The organism is Micromonospora sp. CA-244673 (assembly GCF_050948395.1).
In the GTDB taxonomy this organism is placed as follows: Bacteria; Actinomycetota; Actinomycetes; order Mycobacteriales; family Micromonosporaceae; genus Micromonospora.
Map to the genome: position 1 here is coordinate 5,833,311 of NZ_CP192019.1, position 19,882 is coordinate 5,853,192.

Here is a 19,882-nt window from a genome sequence, read left to right on the forward strand (position 1 = left end):
CTGCCGGGAGTGGCCGCGAGCTGCGGCGTGCGGATGTCGGCGGTCAGTACCGCACCTGGTCGCGGGACTGCTGCGCGGTGTCCTTGACGTCCTGCGCGGCGGACTTCGTGTCGTCCTTGACGGCGTGCACGGCGTCCTGCGCGGTGGACTTCACCGACTCGGTGGCCCGCTGCGCCGGCTCGCGCAGCTCCTCCTTCAGCTCCCCGGCGACCTCGGTGAGCTTCTCCTTCACCACGCCGCCGTGCTCGGCGGCCTTCTCCTTGACCTGCGCGGCGACCTGCTGCTCGCGGCGGGTGGCCGGGATCAGCGAGGACACCAGCATGCCGACGCCGAAGGCGATCACGCCGGCCGCGATCGGGTTGCCCTCGGACTTCTCCCGCAGCACCTGCGGGGCCCGGTGGGCGGCGTCGCCGACGGTCGAGGCGGCGGCGTGCGCCTTGTCGCCGACGGTGGACGCCGCCGAGGAGGCGTGGTCGCCGACCGAGTGGGCGGCGTGGCCGGTGCTGTGGCCGAGGTCCGATGCGGTTCCCATCACCTTGTCCTTCACGTTCGTCAGCGCGCTGCGGACGCGCTGCTTGCGGTCGTCGACGATCCGGCCCGGGCTGACCTTGTACGCCAGGGCGTCCACGTCCGAGCTCAGGTTGCTGCGAGTGGCTTCGATCTCCCGGCGGATCTGGTCGGGATCGGTGCTCATCGGGTGACTCCCTCCGGGTGCGGCTTCAGCGCGTCGGGGATGCGCTGCACGCTGTCGTTGGTCTGCTTGAGGCCGCGGATCCGCTCGGCGTTCTTCTTGGCCATCGAGTAGAGGACCGCGGCGATCACGGCCCAGATCACGGCCACGATCAGCGCGGCCAGGCCCGAATCCATCACGTTGTCCAGGAACTGCCACAGCGCGATGGAGACGAAGAGCGCCACCATGTAGCCGCCGAAGCCGGCGCCGCCGAAGAGGCCGGCGGCCTTGCCCGCCTTCTTCCCCTCCTGGCGGATCTCGGCCTTGGCCAGCTCGACCTCCTGGCGCATCAGCGTGGAGAGGTCGGTGGTGACCTGGCGCATCAGCTCACCGAGGGAGCTGCCGCGGACCTCGTCCGCGCTGTGCGGCGCGCCCGCCGCGTCGTAGCCGGAGTCCAGCCCGGACCCCTGCGTCGGCATGCTCATGCCGTCGCCTCCCTTCTGCCGCTTCGGCCGTTCACGGACGGTTGACGCCGCTCGACGGCACGCCCGGCAGCGGGTCGGTCCGGCTCGGCGGGGGCAGCGGCTGGCCGGTGCCACCCTCCGGGTCGGCCCAGGTGTTCGGGGCGCCGCCACCCGGGTAGGTCGCACCCGGCGCGGAGTAGCCCGGGTCCGGCTCGGCGTACGTGCCGGGGGTCGGGTCGAGGTAGCCGCCCGGCGGCACCTGCTCCGGCACCGCCCGCGAGGTCGGGATGACCGCGGTCCGGTCCGGGTCGTACGACGGCTGCACGCCGTTGCCGTCGCCGACCGCCGCGATGTTCCGGGTCAGCCGGCCGGCGACCACACCCAGCAGGGCGGCGCCCACCAGGAAGGTCCCCGGGTTGCGGCGGGCGTAGTTCTTCACCTCGTGGAGCAGGTCGCCCGGCTCGCGCTGCTCCAGCCAGCCGGCCACGCCGTGCACCCGGTCGGCGGCCTGGTGGGCCAGCTCGGTGACCGGGCCCGCGCCGCCGCCGTTCTGCGCCATCGAGCGCATCTCCTCGGCCAGCGACCGCAGCCCGCTGGCCGCGCGCTGCTGCTGCTGGCTGGTCTGGGCGGTGACCTGGTTCCGGGCCTCGCCGTAGAGGTTGCGGGCCTGGCGCTTGGCCTCGCCCACGACCTCCTGGCCCTGCTCCTTGGCGGTCTGGGCGACCGCGCCGCCCGCGTCGGCGGCCTCGCTGCCGACCTGGCGGGCCTGGTCGCGGACCCCGCCGCCGTTGGTCGACTGGTACGTGCCGGACGTGGATGAGAGATCGTAAGTCATGATGTCCCTTCCGCTCGGAATTCGTAGCGGTTGTGCTGGGGGGATCACGCCGGCGTTGCTGCCGGCGTGTCGGAATCCCTACCCCCGGTCGCCGGGTCCATGCCTGATTCGTCATTTCTCTGCGGAGCCGCCCCGCGCCGGTCACACAATGGAGGGTCTGCCCGCCCGGGTGGTGGTGTGCTCCACGGAGGTGACAGCGATGGCACGTGACGTGCGCGGACGCGCCGCGGCCCGGTCCCGGCCGCCGATCCAGAAGGTCGCCCTCGCCGTGGCCGCCGTCTTCGTGCTGATCGGTGTGCTCGGCTTCGTCCCCGGCTTCACCACCCACTACGGCGACCTCCGGTTCGCCGGCCACCACTCCGAGGCCAAGCTCATCGGCCTGTTCCAGGTGTCGATCCTGCACAACCTGCTGCACCTGCTCTTCGGCCTGGCCGGCCTCGTGCTGGCCCGGCGGGTCGCCGGGGCGCGGCTGTTCCTGGCCGGCGGGGGCGCCGCCTACCTGGGCCTCTGGCTGTACGGCTTCGCCATCGACCGGGAGACCGCGGCGAACTTCGTGCCGTTCAACGACGCCGACAACTGGCTGCACCTCTTCCTCGGCTTCGGCATGCTCGCGCTGGGCCTGCTGCTCAACAACGAGGTGGGCACCGGCGGTCGGCCGGACACTCCCCTCGACCGGCCCTGACCAGCCGTCACCCGTTCGAGCGGCGTCGGCCGCGAGACACCGGGCCGGCGTTTGCCCGCTCAGCGCCTGGGGCATCAGGACCACCACGGGGAGTGACCCCGGTGGGACGAGGAGGTCCGGCGATGCCACGGTGGTTGCGGGACAACGCGCTCACGGTCGCCATGCTCGGCGCGTTTGTGATCTTCCTGGTGTTGCAGAGCGTGTTCGGCTGGCACGTGCACAACGAGGATCTGGCCGAGAACGGCGCCGCGCCGCTGAGCTGGTGGACGTACCTGGGCACCGGGCACTTCGCCGAGGCGGTCTTCGAGAACTGGGAGTCGGAGTTCCTCCAGATGGGCGGCTACGTGCTGCTCACCGCGTACCTCGTGCAGAAGGGCTCGGCCGAGTCGAAGCCGGAGGGCCAGACGGACCGCCCCGAGGACGACCCGCGGCACGGGACCCCGGACTCCCCCTGGCCGGTGCGGGCCGGCGGCCTGCCGCTGGTGATCTACCGGAACAGCCTCTCCATCGCGCTGTTCATGATCTTCGCGGGCTCGTTCCTCGGTCACCTGTTCGGCGGCGTGGCCGCCTACAACCAGGAGCAGGCGTTGCAGAGCGGCGCCGCACCCATCAGCGCCTCGCAGTTCCTCGGCACCAGCGACTTCTGGTTCCAGTCCATGCAGAACTGGCAGAGCGAGTTCCTCGCCGTGGGCGTGCTGATCCTGCTCAGCATCGTGCTTCGCCAGCACGCCAGCCCCGAGTCCAAGCCGGTCACGGCGGCCCACGCCGAGACCGGCGCGTAGCGGTCCGCCTCAGGCGGCGACCGGGAGCCGCTTGGCGAAGCACACGCTGTACGGGTTGTGGACGTACTCCCCGTACACCGGGATGGGCCGGTAGCCGCAGGACCGGTAGAGGCCGATGGCGGCCGGCAGGTAGCTCCCGGTCTCCAGGCACACGGTGGTGTGCCCCTGCTGGAAGGCCAGCTCCTCCAGGGCGGCCAGCAACTGCCGGGCGATCCCCCGCCCCCGGTACGCCGGCCGGACGTACATCCGCTTCAACTCGCCGGTGTCGGCGCCGAGGGCCTGGAGGCCGCCGCAGGCGACCGCCCGGCCGCCCTCGACCACCGCCAGGTAGCGGATGTCGTCGTGGGTGATCGTCGCCTGCCCGTCCAGGCCGCCGTCGGCCTCGCGCAGCTCCCGCTGCTGCGCGACGACCAGGGCGGCGACCTCGGGATCGGTGGCGGGACGGGATTCGATCAGCATCCCGTCACGGTAGGTCGGCCGGATTTCGCGGAGGTTTCCGACGAACATCCCGAACGCGGACGGAGCGGAACTAGTCCCAGTCCTCGTCGTCGGCGTCGTCCTGCGGGGCGGCCGCCTCCAGCTCGTCCTCCGGGCGCACCCGGCGCGCCTTGCGCGCGGCCAGCCGCTCCGCGGCGGAGACCCGGGTCGACTTGTCCTCCAGCCGGACGTCGGTGCCCCGGTTGCCGGGAACGAAGTCCACCCCGGCGTAGAGGGTGGGCTGCCAGTCGAACTCCCGGTCGCCGATCCGGACCAGGTCGCCCGCCTGGGCGCCGGCCTTGGCCAGCTTCTCCTCCACGCCGAGGCGAGCCAGCCGGTCGGCCAGGAAGCCCACCGCCTCGTCGTTGTCGAAGTTCGTCTGCTTGACCCAGCGCTCCGGGCGGCTGCCCCGGACGGTGAAGGACCCGTCGTCCTCCGCCTCGATGGTGAAGCCGGCGTCGTCGACCGCCCTCGGGCGGAGCACGATCCGGGTCGGCTCGGCCGGCGGCGCGGCGCGGCGCGACTGGTCGACCAGCTCGGCCATCGCGTACGTCAGCTCCCGCAGCCCCTCGCGGGTGGCGGTGGAGACGTCGAACACCCGGAAGCCGCGGGCCTCCAGGTCGGGCCGGACGATGTCGGCGAGGTCCCGCCCGTCCGGCACGTCGATCTTGTTCAGCGCCACCAGGCGGGGGCGGTCGGTCAGACCGCCGTACTGGGTCAGCTCCGACTCGATGGCGTCGATGTCGGCGAGCGGGTCCCGGCCCGGCTCCAGCGTCGCCGTGTCGACCACGTGCACCAGCACGGCGCACCGCTCGACGTGGCGGAGGAACTCCAGGCCCAGCCCCCTGCCGGTGGCCGCGCCCGGGATGAGCCCCGGCACGTCGGCGACCGTGAAGGTGTGGTTGTCCACCCGGACGACGCCCAGGTTGGGCACGAGCGTGGTGAACGGGTAGTCGGCGATCTTCGGCTTGGCAGCGGAGATCACCGAGATCAGGGAGGACTTGCCGGCGGAGGGGAAGCCCACGAGGCCGACGTCCGCGACGCTCTTCAGCTCCAGCACCACGTCGAGCCGGTCGCCGGGCTCGCCCAACTCGGCGAAGCCGGGGGCCTTGCGCCGCGCGTTCGCCAGCGAGGCGTTGCCCCGGCCACCACGACCGCCCCGGGCCGCCTCGAACGTGGTGCCCACACCCACCAGGTCGGCCAGCACCTCACCGTCGAGGGTCTGCACCACGGTGCCGTTCGGCACCTTGATCACCAGGTCGCGGCCGTTGGCCCCGTCCCGGTTCGAACCGGCACCGCCCTTGCCGTTCTCGGCCTTCATGTGCGGCCGGAAGTGGAAGTCGAGCAGCGTGGTCACCTGCGGGTCGACGACCAGCGAGACGCTGCCGCCGTGCCCGCCGTTGCCGCCGTCGGGGCCGCCGAAGGGCTTGAACTTCTCCCGGTGGATGGAGACACAGCCGTGCCCGCCGTCGCCGGCCTGCATGTGCAGGACGACCCGGTCAACGAACGTCGTCACGACGCAATCCTTCCAGCGGGGCACGCCCCCGCGTGCGAAAAGACGAAGCGGGCCGGGACACGAGGTCCGCGGCCCGCTTCGCCGGAAAATTACTGCTGCGGCACGATGATGCTGACGGTCTTGCGACCGCGCTTGGTGCCGAACTGGACCGAACCGGCGGCCAGCGCGAACAGCGTGTCGTCGCCGCCACGGCCGACCAGGTCACCGGGGTGGAACTTGGTGCCACGCTGACGGATGAGGATCTCACCCGCGCTGACGACCTGACCACCGAAGCGCTTCACGCCGAGCCGCTGGGCCGCGGAATCGCGACCGTTACGCGAGCTGGACGCACCCTTTTTGTGAGCCATTGGAGGACGACCTACTTCCCGCTGGAGATGCCGGTCACCTTGACCTGGGTCAGCGGCTGGCGGTGACCCTGGCGCTTGTGGTAGCCGGTCTTGTTCTTGAACTTGTGGATCCGGATCTTCGGGCCCTTGGTGTGCGCGGCGATCTCGCCGGACACCGCGACCGTGGCAAGCTTCGCCGCGTCGGTCACCAGGTCGTCACCGTCGACGAGGAGCACCGCGGTGAGCTTCACCGCGTCGCCGGGGGCACCGGCGAGCTTCTCGACCTCGATCACGTCGCCCTCGGCGACCTTGTACTGCTTGCCGCCGGTCTTGACGATCGCGTACATCGGAGGCGGACTCCCTGTCGTTGAGGCTGCTGGCGTCTTCACCCACCGTTACCGGTCGGTTGTTCCCACGGCGTCTCGCCGGGAGCCGTGACACCGGCGGCGCGGGCACGCGGGAACTCGGCACACCAAAGTGCGCCGCAGGCAAGCGTACGCCATACCCGGCCCGCCACCCAAACCGGGCCGCCCGGTCAGGCCGGACAGAGCTCGTCGAGCCGCCCCTGGAGCCGGTCGAACTCCGTCTCGTCGATCGACTGCACGTCCGTGCCGAGCCTGCCGACCTCCGTGGCCAGGTCCGCCAACAGGGTACGCAGCCGCGGGTCGGCCGCCTGCCCGGACTGCTCCCGCAGCGTGTCCCGCCAGCCCGCCAGGGCCGTCTCCGCGTCCTTCCGGGCGGCGTCCGCGGTCTTGCGGTCGCCGCGGCCCGTGGCGCGCAGCATCTCGGCCAGCTTGAACACGTACGTCTGCACGGCGGCGGACCCGGCCTGCTTGGCGCGGGCGCAGACACCCGGGTCCCCGGTCACCGTCGGGGCCGGTGTGGGGGCGGTGGGCGGTGGGGCCGGTGAGGCGAAGCCCACCGCGAACGGGTCCTGGCCCCGGTCGGCGCAGCCGGCGCCGGCCAGCAGGACCCCGGTCAGCGCGGTGACCACGAACACACGACGCATGTCTCCTCCTCCGGGGCGGCCGTCCCGACCGGGGGTCGACGGAGACGGCAGGGCCCCTGCCCCGGACTCTGTTGCCGGTGCAGGGGCCCTGTCAAACGCCGTGCAGGTCAGCGGCTCACGGCCGGGTACGCCGCCGCGCGCCGCCGCGCCGGGAGCGCCGGCGGCCGGCGCCAGCCTCGGCGCCCTCGTCGTCACCGATGGCGTCCGGGTCGTCCGCGGCGGCCAGCCGGGCCGAGTCGCCCTCCTGGCTGTCCGCGACCGCCGGGGCGGCCGCCGTCTGAGTCTCGAACCGGGACAGGTCGTAGCCCTGGGTGTCGTAGTAGTCGTCGTCCGACACCTCGGCCACGGCCTTCTCCGGCGCGGCCGGGGTGGGCTGCTCCGCGGCCTCCGCGGCGGGCTTCTCCGCGGCGGCCTTGCGGCCCCGGCGGCGGCCCTTCTCCTCGGTGGCGGGGCTGGTGACGGCCGAGGCGACCGCCTTGACCTTCTCGCCCGCGCCACCGCGCGGCTTCTCCGGCACCGGCTCGGTGTGGATGATGACGCCCCGGCCCTTGCAGCACTCGCAGGTCTCGCTGAACGCCTCCAGCAGGCCCGCGCCGATCCGCTTGCGGGTCATCTGCACCAGGCCGAGCGAGGTGATCTCGGTGACCTGGTGCTTGGTGCGGTCCCGGCCGAGGCACTCGGTGAGCCGGCGCAGCACCAGCTCCCGGTTCGACTCCAGCACCATGTCGATGAAGTCGATCACCACGATGCCGCCGAGGTCGCGCAGCCGGAGCTGGCGCACGATCTCCTCGGCCGCCTCCAGGTTGTTCCGGGTGACCGTCTCCTCCAGGTTGCCCCCGGAGCCGGTGTACTTGCCGGTGTTCACGTCGATGACGGTCATCGCCTCGGTCCGGTCGATCACCAGCGAGCCGCCGGACGGGAGGAAGACCTTCCGGTCCAGCCCCTTGAGGATCTGCTCGTCGATCCGGTACTCGGCGAACACGTCCGTGGTGCCGGCGTGCCGGCGCAGTCGCGCCACCAGGTCCGGCGAGACGTGCGACAGGTAGGACTCGACCAGGTCGTACGCCGGCTCGCCCTCGATGACCAGCTCGCGGAAGTCCTCGTTGAACAGGTCCCGGACCACCCGGATGACCAGGTCGGGCTCCTCGTAGAGCAGCACCGGGGCGCCACCCTCGGCCGCCTTGGCCTGGATCTCCTCCCACTGCGCCTGGAGCCGCTTGACGTCCCGGGCCAGCTCGTCCTCGCTGGCGCCCTCGGCAGCCGTCCGGACGATCACCCCGGCGCCGTCCGGCACCAGCTTCTTGAGGATGTCGCGCAGCCGCTTGCGCTCGGTGTCCGGCAGCTTCCGGCTGATGCCGGAGGCGTTGCCGTTCGGCACATAGACCAGGTGCCGGCCGGAGAGCGCGATGTGGCTGGTCAGCCGGGCGCCCTTGTGCCCGATCGGGTCCTTGGTGACCTGCACCAGCACCGAGTCGCCGGACCTGAGCGCCTGCTCGATCGAGCGGGCCCGGCCCTCCAGGCCGGTGGTGTCCCAGTTGACCTCGCCGGCGTAGAGGACGGCGTTGCGGCCACGCCCGATGTCGACGAAGGCCGCCTCCATGCTGGGCAGGACGTTCTGCACCTTGCCCAGGTAGACGTTGCCGGCCATGGTGCCGGACGAGTTGCGGGTCACGTAGTGCTCGACCAGCACGCCGTCCTCGAGGACCGCGATCTGCGTCCGGTCGCCCCGCTGGCGGACGGCCATCACCCGGTCGACCGCCTCGCGGCGGGCCAGGAACTCCGACTCGCTGAGGATCGGCGGGCGGGTACGCCGCTGCTCGCGGCCGTCCCGGCGGCGCTGCCGCTTGGCCTCCAGCCGGGTCGAGCCCGAGACGCCCTGCACCTCGTCGACGGCCTTGCGCGGCTCGCGGATCTTGACGACGGTGGGTACGCCGTCCTCGGCGGCGGTCTCCGCCTCGCCCGCGCCCCGGCGGCGGCGCCGACGGCGGCGGCGGGTCATCCCCTCGCCCTCGGCCTCCTCCTCGTCCTCGGCCTCCTCGGCCTCGGCCTCGGCGGACTCGGCCCGGACGGCCTCCTCGGCCTCCTCGTCCTCCGCCTCCTCGGCGCCCCGGCCGCGGCCACGGCCCCGGCGGCCCCGACGGCGACGGCGCCGCATGGCGGCCTCGTCCTCGTCCTCCTCCGCCTCGGCGACCTCGTCGGCCTCGACGGTCGGCTCCTCCTCGACCTCGACCTCGACCTCGGCCTCCACCGGCTCGGCCTCGCGGCGGCCCCGGCGGCGGCGCCGGCCGGTCTCCGCCGGCTCCTCGACCGGCTCCTCGGCGACCGGGTAGGTGACCCGGACGACCGGGGCCTCCTCGGGCTGCGGAGGCATGAACAGGACGGTCGGCGCGGAGAGCGCGGCGCGGCGACGACGGCTGGTCGGCGCGGGCTCCTCGGCCGGCTCCTCGACGGGACCCGGCACCGCGGCACCCGGCGACACCTCACCGGTCCGGTCCTCCGGACCGCCGGCGCGGGCCAGGACGGCCTCGTCGGCGGTCGGCTCGTCCTCGGCGTCCTCGCCGACCGCGTCCTCGTCCTCCAACTCGCCCTTGGCGGGCGCCGGAGCGGCGGGCGGCTCGGTGTCGGCCTGCGGCTCGGCGACCGCGTGCGGCTCGGCCGCCGCCCCGGCGGGCGTGTCGGTCGGCGCCTCGTCCGCGGCGGCCTCGGCCGCCGGCGGGGTGCTCTTGCGGCGGCGGGTGCGGGTCACCTTGACCGGCGGCACCACCTCGTCGGAGGCGGCCTCCGCCCCGGCCGCGACCACCGGCTCCTCGGCCGCCTTGGCGGGCGTCGCCTTGCGCCGCCGCCGGGTCTTCGGCGCGGCCTCCAGGTCCCCCGCGACCGGGGCGAACACCTCGGCCTGCGGCGTCTCGCCGGTGCCGGTCGCCGTGGTGTGCGCCTCGACCGGCGCGTCGGTCTGCTCCGGCTGGTTCAGCGGCGCGGCCTTGCGGCGGCTGGCCCGCTTGCGCGCCGGCGGCTTGACCTCGGCGGTGCTGTCGGTGCTGCTGGTGGCGGTTGCCTCGGCCGGCTCTGCGCCGGTCCGTTCGCCGCCCTCGGGCTCGTTCTCGAGCATGGACGTTCTCCAGTTCTGGCTGCCCCGGGCGCGGGTGAGCGCTGCCACGCAGGGTCGCCGCAAAAGGTGTTTCCGCCGGTCGCGCAGGCGCGCGACCGCCGAAGTCTGCCTGCCAGAACACTGACCGACGGTCAGCGTTCTCCGATGGCTGCCCCGTCGCGATCCGCGTCCAACGGATCGACGATCTCGCCCTGCGCGGTCAGCGTGCCCTGTGCCAGCCGGATCACCCTCGGGGAGACCGGCGGCTCCAGGTCGGCCACCACGCGGAGGCCGGAAAGGACGTCATCGGGTCGTACGGAGGGGGTGACCTGCCGCACGACCAGTTCGAGTATCGCACACGGTACGGCCGTCGCCCCGGAAGGCGTCTCGGATGGCGGCAGCGTATCGATGGTCATGACGGCGGCGCGGGCGTCGAACGTGCGCCGCCCCTGCTTGGTCATCCGCTCGACCTGGATCTCCTCGGCGGCCGTGAAGGCGCTCACGGCCCGCTCCAGGGCGGCCGGGTCGACCTCGGGCAGCTCGATCCGCCAGCGGGAGGCCTCGATCCGGTCGGCCAGGCTCCCGCCGGTGGCCTCCACGGCGTCCAGCACGTCGAGTCCGGGCGACAGGGCGGCGTCCAGGGCCGCCCGCAGCTGCCCCGGGTCGACCGGCTCGCGCAGGCCGATCTCCAGGTACTCGGCCTCGCTGGCCACGCCGGTCGGCGCGGCCGAGGCGTACGAGATCTTCGGGTGGGGGGTGAAACCCTGGGAGAAGGCGATCGGTACGCCGGCCCGGCGCAACGCGCGCTCGAAGGCCCGGGCGAAGTCCCGGTGCGAGGTGAACCGCAGCGGTCCACGCTTGGCGTACCGGATCCGGACCCGCTGGACGACCGGCGCCTGGCCGCCCTCGGGTTGAGGCTTTCTGGCGATCGTGAGCTCCTCGGCTGTGCCTGCGTGTCGGTTCCATCCTGGCGCAGCGGCCGGCACGGCCCGCAGCCGGGGCGGCGGAAGCGGCCGGACGAACCGGCCCGAACCGGTCGGCGAGGGGCTGCCCGCCCGCCCGGAGACGACGGTGGCCGGCCGGCGACGCACAGGTCACCCGGCCGGCCACCGACGTTCAGGACCGGTTGCCGCCGCCCGGTGGCGGGTACGACCCCGGCGGCGGCACGTGGCCGGGCGGCGGAGCGTAGGGGCTGGCGCCCGGCGGGGCCTGGCCACCCGGCGCGCCCGGCGGGGCGTGGTAGCCGGCCGGGACCGGCGGGGTGCCGTAGCCACCCCCGGCGCCCTGGTCGAGCAGGTGATCCGGCACGGCCGCCGCCCGGGCCGCCTCCCGGCGGTAGCGGCGCCGGTTCCAGATCAGGAAGACCACCAGCGCCACCAGCACCAGGAGCACCACGGCGATGCCGATGCCGATGACCATGACCTGCTGGTCCGTGGGGCCACCCCGGTCGCCGTGCTCGGTGACGTCGAAGTCGTCGTCCCCGGCCGCCTGCGGCGGTGCCGGGCTGGCCGCGGCCGGGTCCAGCAGTGGGTTCGCCGAAACCGCCGGCACCTTCGCGCTCAGCGCCGCCACCGGGTCGATCCGGCCGAAGCCGTACTGCGGGTCGCGGCCGGGCGGGCCGGCGTCCCGGGCGGTGCGGATGATCCGGTTGATCACGTTGGGCGCGGAGAGGTCCGGGTACTTCGCCCGGATCAGCGCCGCGATGCCGGAGACGATCGCGGTGGCGTCGGAGGTGCCGTCACCCCAGCCGTAGCCGTGGTCCGGGCCGGCGTTGTAGATGGCGTCGCCGGGTGCGGCCACCACCGCCTCGGGCCCCTGGGTGGAGCCGGACCAGAAGCGCCCGCCCCGGGTGGTGCCGGTCACGGCGATCACCCCGCGCACGTTCGCCGGGCTGGTCACGTCGACCTCGCCCTTGGCGGTGTTGCCCGCGGCGGCCACCACCACCACGTCCCGGTCCAGGGCGTACTTGATCGCGGACTCCTCGTCGGCGGAGGCCGCGCCCGCGGCGCCGTAGGACAGGTTGATCACCCTGGCGCCGCCGTCGACGGCCATCCGGATGCCCTGGGCCGACGCCGCCTCGCTGATCTCCCCGTCGCCCGGCTTCGTCTTGATCGGCAGGATCCGCACGCCCGGCGCGATGCCGGTCACCCCGTCCCGGCCGGCGTTGCGCGCCGCGATGATGCCGGCCATGTGGGTGCCGTGGCCGTCCACGTCGGAACGCCCGTCGCCGGGAGCGCCGTAGCTGCGGCCGCCGGGAAGCACCTGGCCGGCGAGCTCCGGGTGCGTGGCGTCGACGCCGCTGTCCACCACGGCGACGGTCACCCCGCGCCCGGTGGAGAGCCGGTGCACCTGGTCGATGCGCAGCTCGTCCAGATACCACTGCTCGGCCCGTCGCGGCGCGGCGGCCGCCGGTTGGGCGGCCCCCAGCACCATGAGCCCGGCCACCAGGCCGGCCGCGACCGGCCGGAGCGCGCCCATGTGCAACCTCATCCGTCCGTCCTCAGCGCAGGATGCCCGGGGACGCGGCGTCACCGCTGCCCCACGGATCGTCGTCCTCAGTCAACCACGACGAGTGCTCGCCACCCGAGCCGCCGTGCCCCGCGCCGCCGTGCCCGCCCATCATCCCGCCGCCCATCATGCCGGCGCCGCCACGGACGCCACCCGCACCCGCGCCCGCGCCGGCCGCGTTGCGCAGCGCGCTGGCCGCGCTGGTCATCGGGGGCACCTTGCCGTTGCCGCCACCGACCATGCCGGGGATGCCGCCCATGCCGACCCCGCCGGCCGCGCCGACACCGATGCCGCCGGCCGAGCCGAGGCCGGCCCCGCCACCCCCGAAGCCGCCACCGGCGCCGCCGAGGCCCGCGGAGTTGACGCCGCCACCGAGACCGCCGGTGCCGCCGTAGCCACCGCCGATGCTCGGCCCGCCGGCGCCGGCGAGGCCGCTGCCGTAGTCGTGGTCGCCGGTCCCGCTGCCCGGGTAGCCGGCGCCCGTGGACGGCGGGGTGTAGGTGCCGCCACCGCCCCCGCCACCGAACTCGGGGCCGCCGGTCGTGGGCGGGGGCGTCAGCGACCCGCCCCCGAAGGAGCCACCACCGCCACCACCACCGATGCCGGTGCTGCCCAGGGAGGGCCCGCCGCCGCCGAAGCCACCGCCCGCGCCGCCCCCACCGACGCCGCCACCACCGCCCGGCAGGCCGGACGGCGGCTTGCGGTCGTCGGGACGGTAGCCGTCGGATTCGGTCTTCGGGTTCGGCACGACCAGCTTCGGCCGCTCCGTCTCCACCGCGGCGGGCAGCGGCGACATCGCCGAGTTGGCCGCCTGCTGGTTGTCCCGGTACCAGTTGTCCAGGTGCGACTTGGTGTCCCACCAGCCGCCGCGCTTGCTGTCGCTGGCGTTGCCGTCGACCTTCATGGTCGCCTCGAGGTCGTCGGCCTTGTCGCGGAACGCGCCGTCGGCGTACGAGGCCGGGTTGCTCTGGTAGTCCTTGCGCAGCGCGGCCAGGAAGCCCGACGCGCTCTCACCGTCGCGGGCGTCGTCGAGCTCGGTGCCGTTGGGCAGGCTCCACTCGTTCCAGCCGAAGTCGTCCATCAGCGGGATCGGGATGCTCGCGACCGACTTGCGGATGTCGCCCTCGATCCGCGACAGCGCCCCGCTGACGTTGCTCGCGTGGGTGATCAGATCCTCGATCTCCTTGCCGATGTCGCCCAGGTGCTCGCGGTACGCGTCGCCGCCGCTGCCCTTCCACCCGCTGAGCAGGCCGGGCAGGCCGCCGCTGTGCGGGCGCTCCTGGCCGGGCGCGATCGGGCCGACGAACGACCGCCCGACGAGCGCGTCGCGCAGGTAGCCCAGGCCGGTGGAGAGGTTGCTCCACCCCACCCCGACCGTACCGACCGTCTCCGGGTCCGCCGACAGCGTCACCTCACGGACGCACCGCTCCCAGGTTCCTCCAGCCATGACCCTCTCCCCCTCAGGCCGTGTACGGGTAGGTGGGCTGCTCGCCCGTCGCCGGCGGCGGGGCGGCCGATTCCAGCAACCGCTCGATCTCCTTGCCGTTGGCGGCGTTGCGGGCCTCCGTGTCGCGGAACGCCTTCGCGATGTCCTCGGTGCCCTGCCGCAGGGTGGCCAGCTTGGTGGAGAGCGCCTTGAGGTGCGCCTCCATGTTCGCCGTCGACCTGGTCAGCGCCTGCCACTGCATGCGAGCGTCCTCGTACGCGCCGAACGGCGTGCCGTTGGGCACCGTCTGCGCGTTGTTGCTGTCGCCCTTCATCCGCTCCTTGATGCGTTCCATCTCGTAGCTGATGGTGTCGTCGACATACTGCTTGAGGCGCTCGACGTAGTCCGCCGCGGCGTCCAGGTCCTCGACGCTGACGTGCAGATCGCCGGTGTCCGGCGGCCTGATGTCACCCATGCTGCTGCCCTCCCCGCTGCCGGCCCCCGGCCGGTCCAATACGGACGCAGCGTATCGAGAGACGGCCAGTCGGGGCACCCCCACCCCGCGTCACGGGACATCGACGGGCGACGCGTCCCGGAATGTGACGGAGCGCGGAACCCCGAAGGGTTCCGCGCTCCGCTGTGCGTCGGCGGTGCTACTGCTGCGCGCCGGCGGGCAGCTTCAAACCGTTCACCGGGGTCAAGGGCAGCAGCTTCCGGCCGGTCGGGCCGATCTGGATCTCCGTGTCCATGGCCGGGCACACGCCGCAGTCGAAGCAGGGCGTCCAGCGGCAGTCGTCCTGCTCGTACTCGGCGAGCGAATCCTGCCAGTCCTGCCACAGCCAGTCCTTGTCCAGGCCCGAGTCGAGGTGGTCCCAGGGCAGGACCTCCAGCTCGTCACGCTCCCGGGTGGTGAACCAGTCCAGGTCCACCCCGAAGGAGGGCAGCACCTCGGCCGCCGCGTCCACCCAGCGCTGGTAGGAGAAGTGCTCGCTCCAGCCGTCGAACCGGCCACCGTTCTCCCAGACCCGGCGGATCACCGCGCCGATCCGGCGGTCACCCCGGGACAGCAGGCCCTCGATCAGCGACGGCTCGCCGTCGTGGTAGCGGAAGCCGATGGCGCGGCCCAGCGAACGGTCGCTGTTGATGGCCTGCTTGAGCAGCTTCAGCCGGCCGTCGATGACCTCCGGGCGCTCCATGGCGGCCCACTGGAACGGGGTGTGCGGCTTCGGCACGAAGCCGCCGATCGAGACGGTGCAGCGGATGTCCTTGGACCCGGTGGCCGCCCGGCCGGCCCGGATGACCTCGTGCGCCATGTCGGCGATCTCAAGGACGTCGGAGTCGGTCTCGGTGGGCAGGCCGCACATGAAGTAGAGCTTCACCTGCCGCCAGCCGTTGGTGTACGCGGTCACCACCGTGCGGATGAGGTCGTCCTTCGACACCATCTTGTTGATGACCTTGCGGATCCGCTCCGACCCGCCCTCGGGGGCGAAGGTCAGGCCGGTCCGCCGGCCGTTGCGGGACAGCTCCTGCGCCAGGTCGATGTTGAAGGCGTCCACCCGGGTCGACGGCAGCGAGAGCGAGACGTTGGTGCCCTCGTACTGCTCGGCGAGCCCGGAGCACATGTCGCCGATCTCCGAGTGGTCGGCCGACGACAGCGACAGCAAGCCCACCTCGTGGAAGCCGGAGAACTCCAGACCCTGCTGCACCATCTGGCCGACCGTGGTGATCGAGCGCTCCCGCACCGGGCGGGTGATCATGCCGGCCTGGCAGAACCGGCAACCCCGCGTGCAGCCGCGGAAGATCTCCACCGCGTACCGCTCGTGGACCGTCTCGGCCAGCGGCACGAGGGGCTTCTTCGGATACGGCCAGGCGTCCAGGTCCATGGTCGTGCGCTTGTGCACCCGGAACGGCACGTCGGGGCGGTTCGGCACGACCCGCTGGATCCGGCCGTCGGGCAGGTAGTCCACGTCGTAGAAACGCGGCACGTAGATGCTCTCGGTGCGGGCCAGCCGCAGCAGCAGCTCGTCCCGGCCGCCCGGGCAGCCCTCGGCCTTCCAGTCCCGGACGATCGCGGTGATCTCCAGCACCGCCTCCTCGCCGTCGCCGAGCACGGCGGCGTCGACGAAGTCGGCGATCGGCTCCGGGTTGAACGCGGCGTGGCCGCCGGCCACGATCACCGGGTCGGCCTCGGTGCGGTCGGCGGCGAGCAGCGGGATGCCGGCCAGGTCGATCGCCGTGAGCAGGTTGGTGTAGCCCAGCTCGGTGGAGAAGGAGACGCCGAACACGTCGAAGTCGCGCACCGCGCGGTGGGCGTCGACGGTGAACTGCGGCACGCCGTGGGCGCGCATCAGCTTCTCCAGGTCCGGCCAGACCGCGTACGTCCGCTCGGCGAGCACGTCGGGCAGCTCGTTGAGCACCTCGTAGAGGATCTGCACGCCCTGGTTGGGCAGGCCCACCTCGTACGCGTCGGGATACATCAGCGCCCACCGGACGGTCGCCGCGTCCCAGTCCTTGACCACCGCACCCAGCTCGCCACCGACGTACTGAATGGGCTTGGTCACCTGGGGCAGCAGCGGCTCCAGCCGGGGCCACACGGAATTGGCCGCGGTCGGGCGCGGAGTCGTCGACGGGGCACTCATGATGCCCAAGGGTACGCGGTCCCCGACCACCGACCACGCCGCACCGCCACCCACCCCACCACCCCCTGCCTGGGTTGATCAAGAAGTTTGCGTCGGGATCCGGGCCGACCCCGACGCAAACCTCTTGATCGACGAGCGGGGTGGGTGGTGCTGGGGATTCGTCGGGGGTGGCGGGGCGGTACTAACCTCGCAACGGGCGCGAGAGGAGATTGCCGCGATGTCGCAGCCGCAGCCCGGCGCGGACCGGCCGGCCGACGGGGGCACCCCGGCCACCGGCCGGAACGGGGATCCGGCGGTCACCGAGCCTCCGGCCGACGTTCCACCGCAGGCCGACGCCGCGCTCCCGCCCACCACGGACGGGTCGTCCGCGCCGGAATCCGCGGCACCCGACACGGAGGCCCGGGCCGGCGCACCGGCCGAGCCGGCGCCGGAGGGTGAGACCACCGCGCGGGCCGAGGCCGCACCACAACCCGAGGCCGCCCCGCAGGACGAGCCGGCGCACGCCGCATCCGACGTGCGGCCGGAACCGGCCGTGGAGGCCGACTCGGCCCTGGACGCCGACTCGGACGCGCCGGCCGAACCCGGCACACAAGCCGACCCCGACGCGCAGACCGACCGAGCCGCGCAGGACCCCGACGCGCAGACCGACCCCGACGCCCAGGCCGCGACCGAGGAGCAGGCCGCGCCGGACGCCGAAGCCGCGCCCCGGCCCCCGGCCGCCCTGGACCCCGACACCACGCCGGTCTCGCCGGCCCGGCCCGCCCGAGGTTCCGCCGCCGTGCCCGGCCCCGCCCGCGCCGCCGGGTCCGCCCCGGTCGCGCCCCGCCCCGACCCGACCCGGGTGGAGCGGCGGCCGGACCCCACCCGGGTCGAGAACCAGGCCGGCGTGGAGACGCCGGCCCAGCCGCCCGCGCCCCGCTGGAGCGGCTCCGCCGCGGTCCCGCCCCCGCCGCCGCGCAAACGCGCCTGGGGCGAGTCGGCCGAGCCCACCCCGGTGCCGCCGGTCGACTCGCCGGAGCACCAGGTGCCGGTCGACCCGTGGGCGGGCGTGGACACCACCGGCTGGGACCTGCACTCCGCCGACTTCCCGGCGCTGCCGCCGACCCTGCCCTACACGGCGCCCTACCCGGTGCCGCACCCCGCCCCGCCGGTCGCCGCGGGGCCGCCGCTCGGCCCGCCGGCCGTCCCCGCCCGGCCGCCGGCGGTCGCGCCGCCCCGGCCGGTGTCGCCGCCGCCGGGCCCGCCGCCCGCGCCGCCGAAGCAGCGCCGCGCGAGGAAGACTCCGCCGCCGGTGGCCGCGCCGCCCGGGTGGGGGCCACCCAAGGGGTACGTGGCCGTGCCGGTCCGCCGCCGGCGCCGCTGGCCGTGGGTGCTGCTGCTCAGCGTGGCCTGCTGCTGCGGCGTGCCGCTCTGGTGGGCCCAGCCGCTCTCCGCCCAGTACCCGGCCAGCGCGAGCCTGCCCGACCAGCTCGGCTCGATGCGGCTGCGCCAGGACGAGCGCAGCCAGGCCGCCGCCGCGGAGCTGAAGCAGCAGGTACGCCAGGCGCATCTGCTCGCCGAGGACACCTTCGCCGGCATCTACACGACGGGCGACGGCAAGCGGGTGACGCTCTTCGGCGGCACCGGGTTCCGGCTGAGTCCGGAGTCGGACGCGAAGGCCGAGCTGGTACGGCTCACCGACCGGTACGCCCTCGAACCCTCGGTGGCGGTGGAGACCGGTGTCCGTGGCCGGTACGAGCGCTGCGCGGTGGGCCGGTCCGACGGCGACTCGGTGGTGGTGTGCACCTCGGTCGACCACGGCAGCCTGGCCACCGGCGTCTTCACTCGACTGTCCGTGGAGGACAGCGGCCGGCTGCTGGACGACCTGCGCCAGAAGGTGGTCACCCCCGAGCAGTCCTGAGCGATCGTCACCGTTCGCAACGTATCGAACACGTAAAGGTTCCGTCTTCCTCCCGGGTCGGATCGGTCCGAGGGGTGACAATCAGGACATGTCGCGGCGTTGGCTCTTCGCTGACCAGCTGGGGCCGCACTTCCTCGACGAGCGGAAGCAGCCGGTTCTCCTCATCGAGTCCAAGGCGGTCTTCCGGCGGCGGGTCTTCCACCGGCAGAAGGCCCACCTGGTCCTCTCCGCGCTCCGGCACCGCGCCGCCGAGCTGGGCGACCAGGCGATCTTCCTGCGCGGCGAGACGTACGGGCAGGCGCTGGAGCAGGTCCGCGAGCCGTTGGAGGTGTGTCATCCCACCTCGCGGCGGGCGCTGGAGTTCGTCCGGAAGCAGGACGCGGTCACCGTGCTGCCGGCGCGCGGCTACGTGACCAGCCTGGCGGACTTCGCCGACTGGGCCGACGGCCGGCGGGGCGCGCTGCGGATGGAGGCGTTCTACCGGTTCGCCCGGGAGCAACACGGGGTGCTCATGGACGGCCACGAGCCGGCCGGCGGCCGGTGGAGCTTCGACACCGAGAACCGGGATCCGCCGCCGAGGGACGGCCGGCTCGACGTCCCGGCCCCGTCGATGCCGAAGGAGGACGACATCGACGCGGAGGTCCGGGCCGACCTGGACCGCTGGGCGCGGGAGGGCATCCGGTTCGCCGGGCGGGACGGGCCGCGCCGCTTCCCGGCCACCACCGCCGAGGCGAGGTCGCGGCTGCGGCACTTCCTCCGGCACCGGCTCGCCGCGTTCGGCCGGTACGAGGACGCCATGCTCTCCACCGACCCCTGGCTGGCGCACAGCGTGCTGTCGTCCTCGTTCAACCTGGGCCTGCTGGACCCGGTGGCGGCGGTCCGGGACGCCGAGCGGGCGTACCGGAGGCGGGAGGCGCCGCTGGCCGCCGTGGAGGGGTTCGTCCGGCAGGTGATGGGCTGGCGGGACTACATCTGGCACACCTACTGGTATTTCGAGAAGGGCTGGCGGAACAGCAACGAGTTGGGCGCCCGCGGCTCCCTGCCGGAGTGGTGGCGCGACCTGGACGCGGACTCGGTCGACGCGCGCTGCCTGCAGGACGTGCTCACCGGCGTCCGCGACCGCGGGTGGGTCCATCACATCCCGCGGCTCATGGTGCTCGGCAACTACGCCCTCCAGCGCGGCTGGCGCCCGTCGGAGCTGGTCGAGTGGTTCCACACCCGGTTCGTGGACGGCTACGAGTGGGTGATGACCGGCAACGTGGTCGGCATGAGCCAGTACGCCGACCTGGGCCGGATGACCACCAAGCCGTACGTCGCCGGCGGTGCGTACATCAACCGGATGAGCGACTACTGCGGCGGCTGCCGTTACGACCCGCGCCAGCGGCTCGGCGCGGACGCGTGCCCGTTCACCGCCGGCTACTGGGCGTTCCTGGCGGGCAACCGCGACCGGATCCCCGCGAACGCGCGGATGGCGCGGGCCATGAAGCAGCTGGCGCTCCTCGGCGACCTGGACGCGGTGGTCGCCCAGGAGGGGCGGCGCGGCGGCGACCCGCCGTGACG

Annotated in this window: 18 protein-coding genes; 4 read left to right on the plus strand and 14 right to left on the minus strand. The window is 73.7% G+C overall.

The window, feature by feature from the left end; all coding sequences use genetic code 11:
• Nucleotides 1–43 precede the first annotated feature (43 nt).
• From ACQP12_RS26685 to ACQP12_RS26695, 3 genes are read right to left on the minus strand one after another with little or no spacing between them, the layout of a single operon-like run.
• Nucleotides 44–694 (minus strand): DUF3618 domain-containing protein, encoded by a 651-nt coding sequence (locus tag ACQP12_RS26685; protein WP_433282907.1) that lies wholly within the window; start codon nt 692–694, stop codon nt 44–46.
• Nucleotides 691–1,155 carry a phage holin family protein gene (locus ACQP12_RS26690; RefSeq protein ID WP_357950535.1) on the minus strand — a complete coding sequence of 155 codons (465 nt, stop codon included), beginning with the start codon at nt 1,153–1,155 and terminating at the stop codon, nt 691–693. The genes ACQP12_RS26685 and ACQP12_RS26690 overlap by 4 nt, the downstream gene beginning before the upstream one ends.
• Before the next feature lie 31 nt (nt 1,156–1,186).
• Nucleotides 1,187–1,969 carry a hypothetical protein gene (locus ACQP12_RS26695; protein WP_433282909.1) on the minus strand — a complete coding sequence of 261 codons (783 nt, stop codon included), beginning with the start codon at nt 1,967–1,969 and terminating at the stop codon, nt 1,187–1,189.
• A 199-nt stretch (nt 1,970–2,168) separates the two neighbouring features.
• On the opposite strand from ACQP12_RS26695, the gene ACQP12_RS26700 reads away from it, so the two are divergent.
• Both ACQP12_RS26700 and ACQP12_RS26705 read left to right on the plus strand, forming a co-directional pair.
• The gene (locus tag ACQP12_RS26700; RefSeq protein WP_433282911.1) at nt 2,169–2,651 is read left to right on the plus strand and encodes a DUF4383 domain-containing protein; all 483 of its coding nucleotides are present in this window, start codon (nt 2,169–2,171) and stop codon (nt 2,649–2,651) included.
• Nucleotides 2,652–2,773: 122 nt separating this feature from the next.
• Nucleotides 2,774–3,433, plus strand: coding sequence for a DUF6766 family protein (locus ACQP12_RS26705; protein ID WP_433282913.1), 660 nt, complete (start codon nt 2,774–2,776; stop codon nt 3,431–3,433).
• Between the two features lie 9 nt (nt 3,434–3,442).
• Here ACQP12_RS26705 and ACQP12_RS26710 read toward each other — a convergent pair whose 3' ends face one another.
• The 11 genes from ACQP12_RS26710 to ACQP12_RS26760 form a co-directional block, all read right to left on the minus strand.
• Nucleotides 3,443–3,892 (minus strand): GNAT family N-acetyltransferase, encoded by a 450-nt coding sequence (locus ACQP12_RS26710; RefSeq protein WP_433282915.1) that lies wholly within the window; start codon nt 3,890–3,892, stop codon nt 3,443–3,445.
• 70 nt (nt 3,893–3,962) lie between these two features.
• Nucleotides 3,963–5,426 (minus strand): GTPase ObgE, encoded by a 1,464-nt coding sequence (gene obgE, locus ACQP12_RS26715; protein ID WP_357950547.1) that lies wholly within the window; start codon nt 5,424–5,426, stop codon nt 3,963–3,965.
• Nucleotides 5,427–5,515: 89 nt separating this feature from the next.
• A complete protein-coding gene (rpmA, locus tag ACQP12_RS26720) occupies nt 5,516–5,773 on the minus strand; it encodes a 50S ribosomal protein L27 (protein ID WP_357950550.1) in 258 nt (85 codons plus the stop codon).
• Nucleotides 5,774–5,784: 11 nt separating this feature from the next.
• Nucleotides 5,785–6,099 (minus strand): 50S ribosomal protein L21, encoded by a 315-nt coding sequence (rplU, locus tag ACQP12_RS26725; RefSeq protein WP_357280013.1) that lies wholly within the window; start codon nt 6,097–6,099, stop codon nt 5,785–5,787.
• Nucleotides 6,100–6,287: 188 nt separating this feature from the next.
• A complete protein-coding gene (locus ACQP12_RS26730) occupies nt 6,288–6,761 on the minus strand; it encodes a hypothetical protein (RefSeq protein ID WP_357950553.1) in 474 nt (157 codons plus the stop codon).
• Nucleotides 6,762–6,876: 115 nt separating this feature from the next.
• Nucleotides 6,877–9,870, minus strand: a complete 2,994-nt coding sequence (locus tag ACQP12_RS26735; RefSeq protein WP_433282919.1) for an Rne/Rng family ribonuclease — start codon at nt 9,868–9,870, stop codon at nt 6,877–6,879.
• Nucleotides 9,871–10,001: 131 nt separating this feature from the next.
• A complete protein-coding gene (locus ACQP12_RS26740; protein ID WP_433289468.1) occupies nt 10,002–10,697 on the minus strand; it encodes a TIGR03936 family radical SAM-associated protein in 696 nt (231 codons plus the stop codon).
• Nucleotides 10,698–10,965: 268 nt separating this feature from the next.
• Complete coding sequence (gene mycP, locus ACQP12_RS26745) at nt 10,966–12,339, minus strand: type VII secretion-associated serine protease mycosin (RefSeq protein WP_433282921.1); 1,374 nt, start codon at nt 12,337–12,339, stop codon at nt 10,966–10,968.
• Between the two features lie 10 nt (nt 12,340–12,349).
• Nucleotides 12,350–13,804: a hypothetical protein gene (locus ACQP12_RS26750; protein ID WP_433282923.1), complete on the minus strand. Its 1,455-nt coding sequence runs from the start codon at nt 13,802–13,804 to the stop codon at nt 12,350–12,352.
• 13 nt (nt 13,805–13,817) lie between these two features.
• Nucleotides 13,818–14,258, minus strand: a complete 441-nt coding sequence (locus ACQP12_RS26755; protein ID WP_357950563.1) for a hypothetical protein — start codon at nt 14,256–14,258, stop codon at nt 13,818–13,820.
• Nucleotides 14,259–14,436: 178 nt separating this feature from the next.
• Nucleotides 14,437–16,422 carry a TIGR03960 family B12-binding radical SAM protein gene (locus ACQP12_RS26760; protein ID WP_433282925.1) on the minus strand — a complete coding sequence of 662 codons (1,986 nt, stop codon included), beginning with the start codon at nt 16,420–16,422 and terminating at the stop codon, nt 14,437–14,439.
• Between the two features lie 217 nt (nt 16,423–16,639).
• Here ACQP12_RS26760 and ACQP12_RS26765 point away from each other — a divergent pair, with 217 nt between their 5' ends.
• Both ACQP12_RS26765 and ACQP12_RS26770 read left to right on the plus strand, forming a co-directional pair.
• Complete coding sequence (locus ACQP12_RS26765; RefSeq protein WP_433282927.1) at nt 16,640–18,322, plus strand: hypothetical protein; 1,683 nt, start codon at nt 16,640–16,642, stop codon at nt 18,320–18,322.
• Nucleotides 18,323–18,410: 88 nt separating this feature from the next.
• Nucleotides 18,411–19,880, plus strand: coding sequence for a cryptochrome/photolyase family protein (locus ACQP12_RS26770; RefSeq protein ID WP_433282929.1), 1,470 nt, complete (start codon nt 18,411–18,413; stop codon nt 19,878–19,880).
• Nucleotides 19,881–19,882 lie beyond the last annotated feature (2 nt).

Coding starts and splice junctions, on each gene's coding strand:
- ACQP12_RS26710 (WP_433282915.1), bottom strand. CDS start 3,892: ATGCTGATCGAATCCCGTCCCGCCACCGATCCCGAGGTCGCCGCCCTG.
- ACQP12_RS26730 (WP_357950553.1), bottom strand. CDS start 6,761: ATGCGTCGTGTGTTCGTGGTCACCGCGCTGACCGGGGTCCTGCTGGCC.
- ACQP12_RS26690 (WP_357950535.1), bottom strand. CDS start 1,155: ATGAGCATGCCGACGCAGGGGTCCGGGCTGGACTCCGGCTACGACGCG.
- mycP (WP_433282921.1), bottom strand. CDS start 12,339: ATGAGGTTGCACATGGGCGCGCTCCGGCCGGTCGCGGCCGGCCTGGTG.
- ACQP12_RS26700 (WP_433282911.1), top strand. CDS start 2,169: ATGGCACGTGACGTGCGCGGACGCGCCGCGGCCCGGTCCCGGCCGCCG.
- rpmA (WP_357950550.1), bottom strand. CDS start 5,773: ATGGCTCACAAAAAGGGTGCGTCCAGCTCGCGTAACGGTCGCGATTCC.
- ACQP12_RS26705 (WP_433282913.1), top strand. CDS start 2,774: ATGCCACGGTGGTTGCGGGACAACGCGCTCACGGTCGCCATGCTCGGC.
- ACQP12_RS26755 (WP_357950563.1), bottom strand. CDS start 14,258: ATGGGTGACATCAGGCCGCCGGACACCGGCGATCTGCACGTCAGCGTC.
- ACQP12_RS26695 (WP_433282909.1), bottom strand. CDS start 1,969: ATGACTTACGATCTCTCATCCACGTCCGGCACGTACCAGTCGACCAAC.
- ACQP12_RS26765 (WP_433282927.1), top strand. CDS start 16,640: ATGTCGCAGCCGCAGCCCGGCGCGGACCGGCCGGCCGACGGGGGCACC.
- ACQP12_RS26760 (WP_433282925.1), bottom strand. CDS start 16,422: ATGAGTGCCCCGTCGACGACTCCGCGCCCGACCGCGGCCAATTCCGTG.
- ACQP12_RS26735 (WP_433282919.1), bottom strand. CDS start 9,870: ATGCTCGAGAACGAGCCCGAGGGCGGCGAACGGACCGGCGCAGAGCCG.
- ACQP12_RS26685 (WP_433282907.1), bottom strand. CDS start 694: ATGAGCACCGATCCCGACCAGATCCGCCGGGAGATCGAAGCCACTCGC.
- ACQP12_RS26770 (WP_433282929.1), top strand. CDS start 18,411: ATGTCGCGGCGTTGGCTCTTCGCTGACCAGCTGGGGCCGCACTTCCTC.
- rplU (WP_357280013.1), bottom strand. CDS start 6,099: ATGTACGCGATCGTCAAGACCGGCGGCAAGCAGTACAAGGTCGCCGAG.
- ACQP12_RS26750 (WP_433282923.1), bottom strand. CDS start 13,804: ATGGCTGGAGGAACCTGGGAGCGGTGCGTCCGTGAGGTGACGCTGTCG.